18 protein-coding genes are annotated in these 16040 nt (G+C 38.7%); 9 read left to right on the top strand and 9 right to left on the bottom strand.

Annotated features, from left to right (window positions below; translation table 11 throughout):
• Window positions 1–154 precede the first annotated feature (154 nt).
• Together QE429_RS15125 and QE429_RS15120 are read left to right on the top strand one after the other, a co-directional pair.
• The gene (locus tag QE429_RS15125; protein WP_307288060.1) at window positions 155–559 is read left to right on the top strand and encodes a hypothetical protein; all 405 of its coding nucleotides are present in this window, start codon (window positions 155–157) and stop codon (window positions 557–559) included.
• A gap of 162 nt (window positions 560–721) precedes the next feature.
• Entirely contained in the window at window positions 722–865 is a 144-nt protein-coding gene (locus QE429_RS15120; RefSeq protein ID WP_307288058.1) for a hypothetical protein, read from the top strand.
• A gap of 71 nt (window positions 866–936) precedes the next feature.
• Here the strand turns inward: QE429_RS15120 and QE429_RS15115 are convergent, their stop codons facing one another.
• From QE429_RS15115 to QE429_RS15105, 3 genes are all read right to left on the bottom strand, one after another.
• Entirely contained in the window at window positions 937–1260 is a 324-nt protein-coding gene (locus QE429_RS15115) for a hypothetical protein (protein ID WP_307288057.1), read from the bottom strand.
• Window positions 1261–2207: 947 nt separating this feature from the next.
• Entirely contained in the window at window positions 2208–2495 is a 288-nt protein-coding gene (locus QE429_RS15110) for a hypothetical protein (protein WP_307288056.1), read from the bottom strand.
• Between the two features lie 89 nt (window positions 2496–2584).
• The gene (locus QE429_RS15105) at window positions 2585–3058 is read right to left on the bottom strand and encodes a DinB family protein (protein WP_307288054.1); all 474 of its coding nucleotides are present in this window, start codon (window positions 3056–3058) and stop codon (window positions 2585–2587) included.
• 97 nt (window positions 3059–3155) lie between these two features.
• Between QE429_RS15105 and QE429_RS15100 the strand changes: the two genes are divergently transcribed.
• The 3 genes from QE429_RS15100 to QE429_RS15090 all read left to right on the top strand — a co-directional run bounded on the left by QE429_RS15100 (window position 3156) and on the right by QE429_RS15090 (window position 4876).
• Window positions 3156–3866, top strand: a complete 711-nt coding sequence (locus tag QE429_RS15100) for a helix-turn-helix domain-containing protein (protein ID WP_307288052.1) — start codon at window positions 3156–3158, stop codon at window positions 3864–3866.
• Between the two features lie 5 nt (window positions 3867–3871).
• Window positions 3872–4156, top strand: coding sequence for a hypothetical protein (locus tag QE429_RS15095; RefSeq protein ID WP_307288050.1), 285 nt, complete (start codon window positions 3872–3874; stop codon window positions 4154–4156).
• A gap of 150 nt (window positions 4157–4306) precedes the next feature.
• Window positions 4307–4876 carry a general stress protein gene (locus tag QE429_RS15090; protein ID WP_307288048.1) on the top strand — a complete coding sequence of 190 codons (570 nt, stop codon included), beginning with the start codon at window positions 4307–4309 and terminating at the stop codon, window positions 4874–4876.
• A 432-nt stretch (window positions 4877–5308) separates the two neighbouring features.
• On the opposite strand, the gene QE429_RS15085 is transcribed toward QE429_RS15090, so the two are convergent.
• From QE429_RS15085 to QE429_RS15075, 3 genes are all read right to left on the bottom strand, one after another.
• Window positions 5309–5512, bottom strand: coding sequence for a YbdD/YjiX family protein (locus QE429_RS15085; protein ID WP_307288047.1), 204 nt, complete (start codon window positions 5510–5512; stop codon window positions 5309–5311).
• Window positions 5505–7580 carry a carbon starvation CstA family protein gene (locus QE429_RS15080; protein ID WP_307288046.1) on the bottom strand — a complete coding sequence of 692 codons (2076 nt, stop codon included), beginning with the start codon at window positions 7578–7580 and terminating at the stop codon, window positions 5505–5507. Before QE429_RS15080 ends, QE429_RS15085 begins: the two co-directional genes overlap by 8 nt.
• 212 nt (window positions 7581–7792) lie before the next feature.
• Window positions 7793–8311 carry a hypothetical protein gene (locus tag QE429_RS15075; protein ID WP_307288045.1) on the bottom strand — a complete coding sequence of 173 codons (519 nt, stop codon included), beginning with the start codon at window positions 8309–8311 and terminating at the stop codon, window positions 7793–7795.
• Between the two features lie 207 nt (window positions 8312–8518).
• Between QE429_RS15075 and QE429_RS15070 the strand changes: the two genes are divergently transcribed.
• Genes QE429_RS15070 through QE429_RS15060 form a run of 3 tightly spaced genes read left to right on the top strand, consistent with a single transcriptional unit; the run spans window position 8519 to window position 11422 of the window.
• Entirely contained in the window at window positions 8519–9094 is a 576-nt protein-coding gene (locus QE429_RS15070) for a DeoR family transcriptional regulator (RefSeq protein WP_307288043.1), read from the top strand.
• A gap of 15 nt (window positions 9095–9109) precedes the next feature.
• The gene (locus QE429_RS15065; protein WP_307288041.1) at window positions 9110–10756 is read left to right on the top strand and encodes a copper resistance CopC/CopD family protein; all 1647 of its coding nucleotides are present in this window, start codon (window positions 9110–9112) and stop codon (window positions 10754–10756) included.
• A 33-nt stretch (window positions 10757–10789) separates the two neighbouring features.
• A complete protein-coding gene (locus tag QE429_RS15060) occupies window positions 10790–11422 on the top strand; it encodes a YcnI family copper-binding membrane protein (RefSeq protein WP_307290836.1) in 633 nt (210 codons plus the stop codon).
• A gap of 67 nt (window positions 11423–11489) precedes the next feature.
• Here the strand turns inward: QE429_RS15060 and QE429_RS15055 are convergent, their stop codons facing one another.
• The 3 genes from QE429_RS15055 to QE429_RS15045 form a co-directional block, all read right to left on the bottom strand.
• Window positions 11490–12221 carry a YhcN/YlaJ family sporulation lipoprotein gene (locus tag QE429_RS15055; protein WP_307288039.1) on the bottom strand — a complete coding sequence of 244 codons (732 nt, stop codon included), beginning with the start codon at window positions 12219–12221 and terminating at the stop codon, window positions 11490–11492.
• 278 nt (window positions 12222–12499) lie between these two features.
• Complete coding sequence (locus tag QE429_RS15050; RefSeq protein ID WP_307288037.1) at window positions 12500–13417, bottom strand: MBL fold metallo-hydrolase; 918 nt, start codon at window positions 13415–13417, stop codon at window positions 12500–12502.
• Window positions 13418–13492: 75 nt separating this feature from the next.
• Window positions 13493–14065, bottom strand: coding sequence for a phosphatase PAP2 family protein (locus QE429_RS15045; RefSeq protein ID WP_307288036.1), 573 nt, complete (start codon window positions 14063–14065; stop codon window positions 13493–13495).
• A gap of 530 nt (window positions 14066–14595) precedes the next feature.
• On the opposite strand from QE429_RS15045, the gene QE429_RS15040 reads away from it, so the two are divergent.
• Window positions 14596–16014, top strand: coding sequence for an amino acid permease (locus tag QE429_RS15040; RefSeq protein ID WP_307288034.1), 1419 nt, complete (start codon window positions 14596–14598; stop codon window positions 16012–16014).
• Window positions 16015–16040 lie beyond the last annotated feature (26 nt).

The raw sequence follows: 16040 nt of genomic DNA, 5'->3' as shown, positions 1-16040 counted from the left end.
AATAATAAACATCATAGCACCGACTGAAATCATTTCTACTAGTATTTCAAAAATCAGCTAAATTTATGTTTATATTCAAAGTAAAAGCAGGAGAAATACTTAGTTTGTTGAAATATTTTCAAGAGAAATCGGCCTGTAATTTAGGAGGGAGAATATGTCAACCCATTTATTAGAAGATTTTAAAGAGTTTTTAACAGATTATCGAGCTTCTTGGAATAGTCTTGATGCCGCAAGTATTTCAAGTCACGCTTCTAGGGATTTGAAGGCTAGATGGGCAAATCCCAATGCTAGGATTTCAGACTGGGGATATGATGAGGCTTTTGCAGGTTGGAAGCAAGCGTATAAAATGTACGAGGGAAGAAATCCTCAATGGTTTTTTGAGGATATTCTAGTTGAAATCAATCAACAACAAGAAGGTGTTGCAGTATTTTGGGTAAGCCTTGCGCTCGATGGGAAAATGCTTAAAGACAAGTTATTATTTGTTGAAAGCTTCCGAAAAGAAAATGGGGAATGGATGAAGATTAGAGAATATGTTGAAAATAGTTTTTCTTCTCAATAGGAGATACATTAGGGTGATTGAAACACAATAACCCGTCTGGTAAAATCAATTTCCCCAAATTATCTTCCTATTCCGCCTATTTTGTAAACGCTTTTATGTGAAGTGTTTCACATGTATAATAAAAATATAGTTAGCCATTAATCTAAATTGGAGGAACTAACCATGCTAAATGAAATCATGTTTGAATTAAAAAACTGGTGGTTTGGAGCAGAAGTGGACGAGTTTGATGAATTTGAACGGATTGAATCCAAGCATACCAGGGTTCACCATGATGAAGATATTTACGAAATCATTCGCGTGCATTGATGAGAGGTTTGTAAAAAATAGTACATAAAGGGAGCCCTAGAAGTTTTCTAGGGCTTTCTTTTGACAAATGATTAACATGACCTTTTAATTTCATAATGCTCAAAACCACTTTGGGTTGCATATACTTCATACCATTTATATGTTGGCGTCTTGAACCATTTCAGTTGTGGTAAATAAACCAAATAACATACTTTGCCATTTGCATCTAACACCGTTTTGAATACTTTTACAATTCCGTACCCAAAAGTTTGATCCAAATAACCCTCCATACCATCTCTGACCCAATTCTTTTTTTCTTCCGTTTCCTGCTTATGTAAATCCAACAGTCCCCCAACAAAAATACTTACCATGAATAAAGTGATAACGATCAAACCGAAAATCACTAACTTTATCATAATACTAACCTCCTTTTTTCAATGATTTCAAATCGATTGTACATCCGTTTGTTGATGGAAAGTGTGATGGAAATAACAAGTAGCTTTGGATTTTTGAACATTTGGTGAAGAGTGGGGGGGAATTAGCAGAGAATTTTGTTATAGATTTAGAATTTATATAAGTCCTTTGAATTTCCTCGATTTGGACAGAGTAACTGGTAAATGAGTGAAGACAGTCAGAATCTACCGCTAATTCGGACAAAGTATCTAGTAAATGAATCAAGTCAGTCAGAATCTACCTCTAATTCGGACAAAGTATCTAGTAAAGCAGTGAAGACAGTCAGAATCTACTACTAATTCTGACAGAGTATCTAGTAAATGAGTGAAGACAGTCAGAATCAATCGCTAATTCGGACAGAGTGTCTAGTAAATGAGAGAAGACAGTCAGAATCTACCTCTAATTCGGACAAAGTATCTAGTAAAGCAGTGAAGACAGTCAGAATCAATCGCTAATTCGGACAGAGTGTCTAGTAAATGAGTGAAGACAGTCAGAATCTACTACTAATTCGGACAGAATATCTACTAAATGGGTGAAGACAGTCAGAATCGATCGCTAATTGGGACAGAGTGTCTAGTAAATGAGTGAAGACAGTCAGAATTCACCGCTAATTTGGACAGAGTAGCTAGTAAATGAGTGAAGACAGTCAGAATTCACCTCAGATTCTGACAGAGTAGGTAGTAAATAAGAAAAGACAGTTAGAATCCTAACCAAAATTTATACATAACTCTTAAATTTTGCATCCTTATCTAATTTCGTACTCTGAAGTGTATACAGATCCTACCAATATCAACAAAGTTTACGGGATGAGTCTTCAAATTGAAAATGCGGTAAAAATGATAGCCCAGTTCGATTTGAACTGAGCTATACATTGTCTCCACTTAAAGCCAGCAGCTTACTGTATTATTGTTTAAATCGTAATAGTCAAGTGAGGCTTACTAAAGTGAGTAGTTCCGCCGCTACCCACTAGTAGGTAACCATCTTTAGGGAACACTACAAGTCTACTTGTATTATCAGAAAGTAATACTTCTACTTTAGCGTTGTCTTCTAGAGCAGTATATTTGACATACCCAGTGGAAGTAATAGTAGTTTTCCAGTTATCATCAAACTCTGCCCTTAACACGCGGTTGGAAAAAGTTTGATTTGATTCTGTTTTTGTATTTTTATTTGATCTTGTTTTTGGACCTGGTTTTTTCATTTTGCTCTACCCTCCTTTGTAGGATGCTCTAAATATTTTATTCACCTTTGAGAGAAGGGCTTGGACAAACTCTACATTTTGATCTATCATCAATCCCAAATCATCGGTCGCTCTATATGTAACATTCGTAAATATTGCAAGAGTTGCCCAGTGTGTACTGCATCATGATAAGATTTTCGCTCTAATGTATCCCCAAGTGACCTCCTTATGGGCTTATGTGGCCAATCAATCATTGTTGTGCCAAGGTCATTAACATTCAATGAAGATACATAATTAATAAATTCCTCATGAAAGACAGAGGCCCTGTCTACCTCATCTTGAAGATTAGTATATGGAGATGTCGACAAATGTCTAAGTTCTTCTTCGGTTGGTAATCTATGATCCTTTAAAATCTTTAACCAACTTAAATCATGTAGTAATACATGACGAATGATTTCTCCAACTGTTAGGGCAGCCTTATCGGGTTTCCATGTCAGTAAATCATCTGGAAAAGCAGCTGCAGTGATTAAAAATCTGCGTCTACATTCCTTATAGTCTAATAAAAATAATTCAAGTGAATTCATATCTATTCCCCCTGTGGTTAGTTTCATTTGTATTGTAGAATATGGAAATAACGATTATCATCGAAGTATGGATTACATTTTTGGAGGAGGGGGAGAAATGAATTTTGATCCGATCGTTTCAGAGGTTGCAACATTAATTAGTGAGAAATCACGATCGACCATGTTATTAACTTTATTGGACGGAAGAAAGTATACTGTTTCGGAGCTGGCAACTGCCTCAAAAATAACACCGCAAACTGCAAGCTTCCATTTGGCAAAAATGGTGGAGAAAGGAATTGTAAAGTCTGAAAAATTTGGAAGGCATAAATACCTCTCACTTTCCAATGCAGAAGTAGCCAATGTATTGGAATCCTTACTTTGTTTAACACCGGAACGAAAACCGAATTCGTTTAGAGAAGTTTCACGAAATAAAGAGATTCACTTAGCGAGGACTTGTTATGATCATCTTGCTGGTAAATTAGGGGTAGGGGTTACACATTCATTATTAAACCTTAACTTGATTGCTGATACGGGTGAGAAGGATTTTGAATTGACTGCACAAGGGGAAGAGTTCTTTACAAATATGGGAATTGATATTAAACAAAGTAGAAAAAAGAGACGTTCCTTTTCATGTAAATGTCTGGACTGGAGTGAAAGGAGATATCATCTGGCCGGCTCACTTGGAAATTCCATTCTACAATTCACACTTGAAAATAATTGGGTTGAACGTATCCCTTCAACACGGGCACTTAAGATAACAAATAAAGGGATGGAGGGATTCAGGGAGGCTTTTGGGTTTAACCCTCATTTACTAATGGAGAATAGGTGAGTATATTGAAATTTTTAATTAAAAATAGGATTAAACCAATAGCGATTGTTCAGTTGCTTTTATTTATCCCATTGATTATCATTGGGATCCTTGTTTTTAGAATGAAAGATCATGTCGATTTTTTCTACTTAGGAATGTTTCAAGGGATTTTTGCATTATATTGGATTCTAACAGCAATTGAAAATTTTATACTAAAAAAAAGAGTCTTTTCACTTGTTGTTTTCATTTTAGCAATAATGTTTATCTATTTTTCAATAAATTCCTTTCACACATTAACCATTCAACCATGATGTTTAGTTCTATAAAAGAGTAATAGATAATATTATTGTATTTCATATAGTTCGGTTGCAGGTGCCATATAGCTTTTACAAAACTAGGTTTCATAGATCCTTACACTGGGTAGTTAATTAAGGACTACTCATTCTAAGGAGGAAATTCAAATGTATGAACATGAGAAGCACTTGGTAGGAGTTTATGAGACTGAGCAAGAAGCTATAAAGGCAGTAGAAGATTTAAAAAGACAGGGGTATGCTACAGAAGATATTTCTGTTATTGGAGCGAATAATGACACCGTAAACGAAATTAATGACGCGACTGGCACAAAAACGGAAGATGACCTACTTGCAGGTGCAGCAACAGGTGGTGCCATTGGCGGACTTGTTGGATTATTAGCAGGAGTTGGGGCACTTGCCATACCAGGTATTGGTCCTTTCGTAGCAGCAGGACCAATTGCCGCAACTTTATCTGGTGCAGCTCTCGGTGCTGGTGTAGGTGGGCTGGCAGGAGCATTAGTAGGTATGGGCTTCGAGGAAGATGATGCGGACCGTTATGAAGGTTATGTTAAAGAAGGGAAAATCCTAGTTCTGGTTGATCGACGTGAAACCCGCGTAGGAGATGAGCATTTTGATACTTTAGAGGATGATCGCCTTTCAGGTAGAACAATGAATACGAATGAACCAACAAATGCAGTACTTACTTCCGGCAATCCTAATGATCCTCGTTTAAGATAAAATGAATAATTAATAGGAAGGGTACCTTACTTTTTTTAGTGGGGTACCCTTTCATTTTGATTGAGCTGACGGTGCAAAAATAGGTACAAGTTCTAACAGAGAATGGTTGGAAAGACCCAATACTGTCAGAAGATGGCGCAAGTTCTGACAGACTAGATCAAGAAAGGCCCCACACTGTCAGAGGATGGCGCAAGTTCTGACAGAATCGCGTAGGAAAGGTCCGACATTTTCAGAAGATGGCTCAAGTTCTGACAGACTCGACCAAGAAAGGCCCGACATTGTCAGAAGATGGCCCAAGTAGACAAGCGCAGGAAAGGTTCAACACTGTTCGAAGTGAACTCAAGCAAATAAAGAATAACGAGAGTATTTATACAATAAAATAGAGTTTCTTGATATTAAAAAGCCTATATCCCAAAGGATACAGGCCTTAACCTAACAACACCGCGACACTTTTCCGCCCTTACCATTATACCGGGCTTCCTGTGCCTCACAAAAGAATTCCTTCCGCGATTTAATCGGATCCTCTGGATGATGGACCCTCATGTGTTCCACGTATTTTTCATAGCTTGGGACACCAACCAGCAGGGATAAAAATTGTTTCCGATATGAAAAAACGTCTCTCAGTTTTTTAAGCATAGTGTTTGATATCTCCATCACCCCGAGGAACATACGGAGACTCATGTAAATCCATTTTATGATTTTTCAAAACCTTAATCCAAATTCGGAAGGAAGAGATTAATACAGCTATTACCACAACCATGAAAAATCCACAAAGAGCAGCATCGATATAGTCATTGAGCAAGACTTGCTGCATTTGTTCTTTATTTGCAGCAGGTGCCAATACTTTCCCACTATCTAAAGCTTCCTTGAAAACCTTAGAATGAGCCAAGAAGCCGATTTTTGGATTCTCATGGAATAATTTTTGCCATCCAGCAGCCATCGTCACAATTAATATCCAAGTGGTTGGAACCAAGGTGACCCATACATACGCTCTTTTTCCCATTTTGAAAAGTACCGTAGTACCTAAGAGAAGGGCGATCGCAGCAAGCATTTGATTGGCAATTCCAAATAACGGCCATAACGTATTGATCCCACCGAGAGGGTCAATAACCCCCTGATACAGAAAATAGCCCCAGCCAAAAACACATAATGTAGTTGCGATAATATTTGGAATCAGCGCTTCTGTTTTTGCAAATGGCTTATAGGCAGCTCCAATAATATCCTGAATCATAAAGCGACCAACACGTGTTCCGGCGTCAATGGTTGTCAGAATAAAAAGAGCTTCAAATAAAATGGCGAAATGGTACCAGAAGGCCATAAGTGTCTTACCGCCAATCACTTTTGAAAAAATAAACGCCATTCCGATTGCAAGAGTAGGTGCACCGCCTGTTCGTGAAAGAACGGTTTGCTCACCGACATCACTGGCTAGTTTGGTTAAATCGTCAGGTGTAATGGTGTAGCCCCAACTTGATACGGTTTGGGCAGCCTGTACCGCATCCGTACCAATGACAGCTGGAGGGCTGTTAATGGCAAAATAAATACCTGGAGTCAGCACACAGGCAGCAATCATGGCCATTACGGCAACGAATGATTCTGTCAACATGGCACCATAGCCGATTGGTTGTGCATGTGATTCGCGTTCAATCATTTTTGGTGTAGTACCTGAAGAGACAAGAGCATGGAATCCTGAAACGGATCCACACGCTATCGTGATAAATAGGAAAGGAAATAGATTCCCTGCAAATACAGGGCCTGTACCATCAACAAACGTTGTCATACTAGGCATCTGTAAATCAGGAGCAACAATTATAATTCCTAAAGCGAGACCTACAATGGTACCGATTTTTAAAAATGTACTCAAATAATCACGAGGTGCAAGAAGCATCCAAACGGGTAGGACAGAAGCAATGAACCCATAAATAATCATCATAATTGCAATGGTTTCACCTGAAAAAGTAAACATCTTTGCAAGGTCGGCATGCTGAGAAACGTATTGTCCTCCATAAATAGATAGGAGGAGAAGAACTACCCCAATCAGCGAGGCCTCACCCACGCGACCAGGACGGATATATCGCATATAAAATCCCATCAAGATAGCAATAGGGATCGTTGCCGCAATCGTAAACATTCCCCACGGGCTTCCGGTAAGCGCTTTCACCACAACTAGTGCTAAAACGGCCAATAAAATTATCATAATACCTAAAATACCAATCATTGAAATCAAACCAGTGATAGGCCCGATTTCTTCTTTTATCATCTCACCCAACGATTTCCCATTCCTGCGCATGGATCCAAATAAAATGATAAAATCTTGAACAGCACCTGCCAGTACAACACCGACCACAATCCAAATGGTCCCAGGAAGATACCCCATTTGTGCAGCCAAAATAGGTCCAACCAACGGTCCTGCCCCAGCAATGGCTGCAAAGTGGTGTCCGAATAGCACCCATTTGTTCGTCGGAACATAGTCCTTTCCGTCATTATTAATTTCTGCCGGGGTTTTTCGCTGATCATCCAGCTCGAAGACCTTCCGTGCCATAAATTTGCTGTAGAAACGATAGGCAACTGCATATACACAGATAGCGGCGGTTACGAGCCAGATTGCGTTAATGCTTTCACCGTTGCTCAGAGCCATGACAGCAAAGCCGGCAGCACCGAGCGCAGAAACCATTCCCCAAATAATGATAGATTTTAATGCTTTCATATAAACTATCCACCTTTCAAAATTTTTGTATTCCTCTAGAATTATATTTTATTAGTCCCATGAATTATATATAGGGTTATCCGATTTTTCTGAAAAAACAAAAAATGATTCTTTTTACTTATGTTAAGATTTGGAAAAAAGAGACTTTTAGAGTGGTTGGGAAATTTTTGTGGATTTTTACGATCGTTGGGATGGGGAAGCCTTCCTTTGTCCTACTTTGAAATCATTAGGAAATTTAACCATGTAAGAAACCCCATTAATACTAATACTAGTGTGATAGTTAATAATTTACTCAGAAATTTACTAGTATTCATTTCCTCACTAATTACACGAAACAAGACAACGTTCACCAATAAATCAACCACAACAATGAAACAGATTATGACCTCTGTGTGATTAGACGGTATCATAACCCCAAGCATAGCGCCCATCATACCGCCCATTACTCCCGCCGTCATTCCTTCTAGGGCAGCAATTAGAGAAATGGGCCTCCCTGTCATATAGCCGACAATTATCCCGATAGATACAGCGATCATCGTAGGAAGTGTTAAATCTTTATCAACTACATAAATCCCAAAAATAGTTCCTATAGCGATACTCGAAATCATTGAGTTTACCATACTGATCATCATACCTGTCATTTGACGAAAACGATTTCTATTAATATATGTATAAAAAACAATCATACAAGTAAGAAAACATATGAATCCAAAACTAACAAAAAGTAACATTAATAGTTCCACCTTTCCATTAGACATCTAAGATATATATGAAAGCAGGAGCTTGGCTCATACCAAGGTGTGTTACTTTTTGTGAAAAAATGTGATAAAAACATAAAAAATCACAAAAAATTCACATTTATATCTTGTTAATGAGGTTTAAATAACTTAATGTATTCATGTACAGAAATCTAAGTAAGAAGGTAAGGAGGTCCTAATTTGCTTCCAATTGAAAGACAAAATCAAATCGTCGGGTGGCTTAAGGCGGAAGGAACGCTCTCCATTGCTGAGATTAGTAAGAGACTAAATGTTTCCGAAATGACAGTTTATCGGGACATTAAGCCGTTGCTAGAAGAAAATAAGATCAATAAGACGTCTGGCGGAGTATCATTGGTAAATGTTGTGAAGGGGTCGCCCAATGCATGCACCTTTTGTTTAAAAGAAATGAATAATCGACATCCAATGCAAATCATCACGAATCAACAAACAGTTGAGCAGTTTTGCTGCCCACATTGTGGTTTGTTACGCTATAAAGATATCGAAAAAAATGTCTCTCAAATCATTTGTCGTGATTTCCTACAAAACACAACGATAAGTGCAAAGGTGGCATACTTTTTACTGGATGCAGACTTTAATTTGAATTGTTGCCAGCCACAGGTTCTGACCTTTGATTCATTAAAATATGCACAACAATTCCAAAAAGGTTTTGGTGGAATCATTTTGCGATTAGATCAGGCAGTTGAAGAAATTACAAAGAGAATGAGCGGGGAGAATGGCTGTGGGTGCAAAAGTTAGAAAGGACGTGCTGAATTGATCAATCAAAATAGAGGCGTTCTTTTCATTCTTATACTTATTTTACTAGTATTTTTGTACCCAGCATTCGCTTCGGCACATGCATACATAAAAAAATCAACACCCTCTGAAAATGAGACCATTTTACAAGCGCCTGAAAAAGTAACGATTGAGTTTGACGAACCGATTCAACCATCTTATCATTCGGTGGAAGTGTTTGATTCAAAAGGAAATCGAGTGGATCAAAAAAACGAGCAGATTGATTCGAAAAATTCTTCAATCATTGAATGTGATTTAAACAGTAATCTTTCGGATGGAACGTACCGTATCCAGTGGAGAGTCGTATCAAGTGATGGTCATCCAGTTCAAGGGGTTATTCCATTTCAGATTGGTCATACTTCAGATGATTCAGAGAGCATCAGTCAAGAATCCAAAGGATATACACCTAAATGGGACCTTCTTGTAATCCGGTGGCTTCAATATGTAAGTAATGCAGGGTTTGTTGGATCACTCCTATTTTACTTGTTTATTTTGCCTAGAGAATTGAGGCGAAACTTGTGGGTAAACAATGCTGTTAGAAAAATCATAAAAGTTTCTTTCCTGACATTGTGTTTAAGTATTCTTTTGTGTTTACCATTGCAGGCAACGGTAGAATCTGGCTTATCTTGGAGTAAAGTCCTAAATATCCAAGTGTTAAAGGAAATGATAGAGAACACCCAATTTGGAAAGACATGGATTATCCAAATAGATGGATTGTTTTTACTAGCGATATTTACATATTTATTAATAAAGAAAAGACTTGGTCAACCATGGCTACTTTCGATCTCACTTCTTCTGGGGATGGGATTGCTTTTAACAAAGTCATTTACAAGTCATGCTGCATCATCCACTAATCAGTTTATGAGCCTAACATTAGACTTTCTCCATTTATTAACTGCTTCGATTTGGATTGGAAGTTTGTTCGCATTAGTGGTTTTGGTTCCATTAAGAAGACAGGTTGAAATAAAGCATTTATATATAGAAACCATCAAACGTTTTTCCAAATGGGGAATCCTTCTTGTTATTGTTTTAATCACCACTGGTTTTTGGAGCAGTCTCTCCTATATCCCTAATCCACGATCCCTTATTTTTACTGTTTACGGGAGAGTATTATTAGGAAAAGTAATACTTTTTGTAGTTATGCTTGTTTTTGCTACGGTTAACCTAATAAAAGGAAGGCGTAGCAAGGAAACAGGATGGAGAGCATCACTTTGGGGAGAGCTTACAACTGGAATAATTGTGTTAGTTCTATCAGTTATATTAACCAACTTGCCAACGGCTATGGCATCGCCGGGGCCGTTTAAGGAAACAAAGACAGTTAAGGGAGACAGAATCACATTAGAAGTGACGCCGAATGTGATTGGAGAAAACTCGTTCTTCTTGAAGTTAAAGGACCAAAAAGGTAAGCCTATCACAGAGATTGAACAAGCAACACTTACATTTACTTCACTGGAAATGGATATGGGTAAAAACACAAAGATATTAGTGAAAACTAGCAATGGGAACTACAGAGCAAAAGGGTTCGATTTTACTATGTCAGGTGACTGGAATGTGCATGTCCATGTTCTGACAAAGGATTTAGATTCTATTGATACTGATTTCGAAGTCAAAGTAGGTAGCAAATAAGAAACAACATAGAGGAGAATTATGATGAAAAGAATGATGAAGAAGATTTCAAAGGTAGTTTTACCAACAGTTTTAGGGTTATTTGTATTCTCAAGTGTGGCTAGTGCCCATGTTTCAGTGAATCCAAAAACTTCCACAACAGGGGCATGGGAAACATATACTGTTAAAGTGCCGGTAGAAAAAGATGTCCCAACAACAAAAATTACTTTAAAAGCACCTGAGGGTGTGGAAATCATGTCCTATCAACCAGTACCTGATTGGACCTATACGGCTGACAAGGATGCAAATGGAAAAGTCAAAACCATTACTTTCGAAGCTACAGGTGAAGGAATTCTTCCAGGTCAATTCCAACAGTTTACGTTTGTGGCTAAAAACCCAGAAAAAGTAACAAAAGTTGCTTGGGATGCCTTTCAATACTATAAAGATGGCAGTATTGTAGAATGGACAGGGGATGAGGGAGCTGACACACCACATTCCATCACAGATATTGTGGCAGGAGATTCAACTGATGATCATCATGAGCATCAAGCAACAACGGAGGATACACACAAAGAAGAAACTAAGGATGTTGAGGCAACGTCCAATAATTTACCGCTAATATTTTCGATTTTTTCAGTTATTCTATCTTTAGCTGCATTTGTTTTAGCTATACGTAAAAGAAAATAATAAGCAAAAAGAAGCACTGCCGACTTGATTAAGTACGAGCAGTGCTTCTTTTTTTTAGTTCTGTATATTAGAATGATCGTCTAATCGTATTGGTAATGTCGTTCCATAGTCCGTCTCTGTTTCGACCATTACCTGTATCGGTTGTATAGTCTGTAAGGCGATTAAAGAAGTCGGTATCGTATGAAATATAAACATTGTTTACGCCTTTTTCCGCAGTACGAACTTGGTGAGCGATATCTTTTTCTAAATGAGTGGAGGCTTTCACGAAGTTTGCTCCACCATTCATACCAGTGTCACGGACACCTGTAGTCCCACCAATATTAGTCGTACCTGGTTTTAACGCATTGTCAGTATTATCAGTAGCAGTCACACCGGTTGTACCTGGGTAGTTACCGTTTAGCCCTGTTCCTGCACCGCGTGCGCTAATATCATTGGAACGAGTCAAATCTGTTGTACTCATGCTGCCACCACGTGTTGTGGTAGTACCTTTAGTACCCATCCTTGCCTGGTTTTTACGATTGTGGAGTTTGACAGACACGTATGCATCATTGTCTCGAATGATAACATGCGCTAATTCAACAGCTTGCAATTTTTCTACACTTCTTCCAGCACGGTTAGATACACGGAAGTTTTCGTTTGAAACATTTGCTATATCCCTTAGCCCGTTGTTATTGTAATTAACATTATTGGCATTTAAATTGTTTTTGGTTACATGATCGCCACGGTCATTAACTGCACAGCCTGTTAATCCAAATAGGGTAGTTGCTAAAACGAAAGTCGCTAAACCTTTTTTCGTCAAAAATGTCCACTCCCTTATAAAAAAAGTCTTACATACATATCGTTGCCTTTTTAAGGGGAACTATTCGATTTACGGATAGGTAAAAAATGTTCAATCGAATAACAGTCTTGTTTCGTGTCATGCTAAGAATATGTAGAGGTGAGTTCATCAGAAGGTAAAGGGGCATTCGCTCTTAAATGGGTAAGATTCGCTTATAAATGTAAAAAATCCGCTCATAAAAAGTTAATCCATCAAAAAATAAAAAGGGGACCCCAATTTTTATTGGATATCCCCAAAAATTAAATGACCGTTTCACCAATTAGTAATACCTTTAGTTGTTCTTCTGGTAATTGTTGCTTTTTCCATTCCTTCAAGAGCCGTTCTAATGCTTCTGGTCCCGTATCATCTGCTAAACGATAAGCTCCATAATGCATGGGCACAAAGGTTTTGGCATTCAATTCTATAAAAGCTTTTACACTGTCTTCGGGTGAAATATGAGAAACGGCCATAAACCATTCCGGCTCATAAGCACCGATTGGCATAAATACAGTATCAATCGAAAATCGTTCGGCTATTTGTGTAAATCCGCGGAAGTAACCGGTATCACCAACAAAGTAGTATGTTTCTCCTCCCTTTAGTTGAAAAATCCAGCCCCCCCAGTGAGAAGTGTTCATATCCCTCAAAGACCTTCGAGTCCAATGCTGCGCAGGGACAAAATGGATGGTTATTCCTTCGTATTCGGTGCTCTCCCACCAATTCAATTCTGTAACTTTGTCATAACCCTTTCTGGTAAAAAGAGACTTCAAGCCCACTGGAACAAAGTAGTGTGGGTTTCCTTTTAATTTTTTCAAAGTAGGAAAATCTAAATGATCATAATGACCATGAGAAATAACGACAATATCAATCTCAGGCAGTTCAGCTAACGAGATTCCGGGCTCTGTTAGCCTCTTTTGAAAGCCCATTCGCTTAGCCCAAACCGGGTCCGTTAAAATGTTCAAACCATTTAACTGAAGCAAAAAGGTCGAGTGGCCAATCCATGTATATGAAGGTTGGCTTCTATTGTTTTTAATTTCAATTACTTTTTTAGTCGGACATTGCTCGATATTAACCGTTAAATCCTTAATTTTATTTCTTCTCTCTTTTTGCCATTTCCTCATATCCTTGAATGATTTGTTATTTGAAACCTGATCCAAGTTTGTATATCGCTTCATACTCATTCCCCTTACTACGCTCAAATACTCACTATTCTCAAGCTGAGTATAGCAATATTCAACGAAATCAGCAAAAATTTGTTAATCATGTAATTGTCGGGAAGGAGAGCGTAAATGAATCAAAGTACGGATTGTGCGAGCAAGGAAGGGTCTCCAAATTTTTTCAGTAAAGTTGATGATGATGGCAGTCACATTCCCAAGGATCGCGCTCCCTAGGACATCCGATGGATAATGCTGACCCATCCAGATTCGTGAAATACCCACCAAAAAGGATAACAACCATAACCACAGTCCCCAAGTACGTTGATAGAGAAAGACAAAAGCCGATACGGCAAATGCCAAGGATGTGTGTCTGCTTGGGAAAGTTGAATCCTTTCTAGATGGGACAGGCGGTAATAAGTGAACAGCCTGCTTCATGAAGGGCCTTGGTCTAAAAAATATCCATTTCATGATGTGGCTAAGTAAATAAGTGATACTAACGGTCACACCGGCAATTAGGGTTTTTCTTTTATTAAATTTGCTTCGAAATAAGAGTAGAAGTAAAACGAAAAGATAGACATAGCGAGTTCTCGTTGAAAGGTTAACCATGATGAAATCGATTATGCGAGAATATCCAGCCATTCCGTTTATGGCTTTAAATATTCGATTATTCATAAAAAAACGTCCTTTCATTTGCACTAATTAATAGTGCTAGTGTCTCCAAAAGATAGGTAAAAATGTAATGGATGCACCCTATGGGCCCGCATATTAAGTCAGAATCAATTGGGCGTGCGCTGTAAATAATACAAAAAGAGTGAAAATAGAATTAGTAAGTAACCGCAACCAGTGCCCGTGATGAGGGAAAAAAGAGAAAACCGGTAACTAGTCCGAGCGACCAGTGCCCGTGATGACGTTAAAAAGAGAAGACCGGTAACTAGTTCGAACAACTAGTGCCCGTGATGAAGGAAAAAAAGAGAAGACCGGTAACTAGTCAGAGGGACTAATGCCCGTTATGAGGGAAAAAAGAGAAGACCGGTAACTAGTCGGAACAACTAGTGCCCGTGATGAAGGAAAAAAAGAGAAGACCGGTAACTAGTCAGAGGGACTAGTACCCGTAAATGTGAAATAGAAAATGAAACGGTTACTAGTCTTATTACCCCGTAACGACAAAAGGTAATAATATTTGAAATAGGAGACCTCTACTTATGGAAAAATCAAGCAAAGGACTGTCGGCGTGGCAGTTAACAATGATGGCCTTAGGAAGTGTTATTGGGGGGTCATTCTTTTTAGGGTCCTCAATTGCGATACATGCTGCGGGCCCATCCATTTTAATTTCTTATATTATCGCTGGAGTTTTAGTATTTTTTATCCTATACGCACTTTCAGAAATGACCGTAGGAAATCCAACTGTCGGATCCTTTAGTACCTATGCGGCACAAGAGCTTGGCGAAGGTACAGGATTTGTTGTCGGCTGGCTTTATTGGACAGGTATTATTCTTTCTATGTCAAGTGAGGCGACGGCTATCTCCATCTTAATTCAAGAATGGTATCCAAAAGTATCCATTGCCTTACTTGGAAGTGCCATATTAATTGGCGTCACACTTGTCAATCTTTTAGGAGCCGATAAATTAGGCAAGCTGGAAAGCGGCCTTTCTGCAGTGAAAGTTTTTGCTATAATCTTCTTTATTCTTACAGCTATAGTGCTTATTTTCGGAGTGATGCCTGGAAAAACTGCCATCGGATTAGGTGAATTAGCAAGAGAGCCATTTATGGCTGGAGGAGTTAAGGGAATTGCAGGAAGCATGTTGATTGTTCTTTTTGCCTATGCCGGCTTTGAAATCATTGGTTTAGCTTCATCTGAAGCAAGCAATCCAACTGAAACCATTCCGAAAGCAATACGCTACACTGTGTTTTCTCTCGTTGGATTGTATATCTTATATGCCATTGTTCTGCTGCCACTTATCCCAACAGCGATACTAAATGAAAATATTAGTCCGATGGTGGCTTCTCTTGATCGATGGGGAATTGGTTGGGCGGGAACCGCGCTCAATCTAGTGTTAATCTCGGCCATTCTTTCGGCGATGCTAGCAGCTATTTTTGGATTAGGAAGAATGATTCGGTCTCTTGCTGATGAAGGTCATGCACCTTATTGGTTAAAGGATACAAAGGATGTACCGTACCGTGGGATTTTATTTTCCGGGTTTGCGATGCTTGTTGGGTTAGGGTTTGGACTTTTGTTTCCAAGAGTGTATTTGGTCTTGATCACATCTGGTGGTTTTGCCTTGATATTTACCTATGCGGTTATAATGGCTAGTCATATCCGATTTCGAAAAAGAAACGGGTGTCCACCGGGAGGAATCTGTCAAATGCCTGGCTTTCCATACACCTCTTGGATTACGTTAATTTGCATGGTCGTTGTGCTAATCAGCATGCCATTTATTCCTGGACAAGGGACTGGACTTGTAGCAGGGATAGGATTTGTTGTAGTATATTCTCTCATCTATCTAACACTAAGATACCGAGCACGCTCTCGGATAACTCCTGAAACCTCACTAAAAGTTGATTACCAATCGGGCCTTTTAACCGAGTTTTCGGAAGAGCTGACAGATAAAGAGGATAAATAAGAAGGACCCCACCGGGTTTGGTGGGG

The sequence above is a fragment of the Bacillus sp. SORGH_AS_0510 genome (assembly GCF_030818775.1).
GTDB lineage: Bacteria > Bacillota > Bacilli > Bacillales > Cytobacillaceae > Neobacillus.
This window is presented reverse-complemented; position numbering and strand designations above follow the sequence as displayed.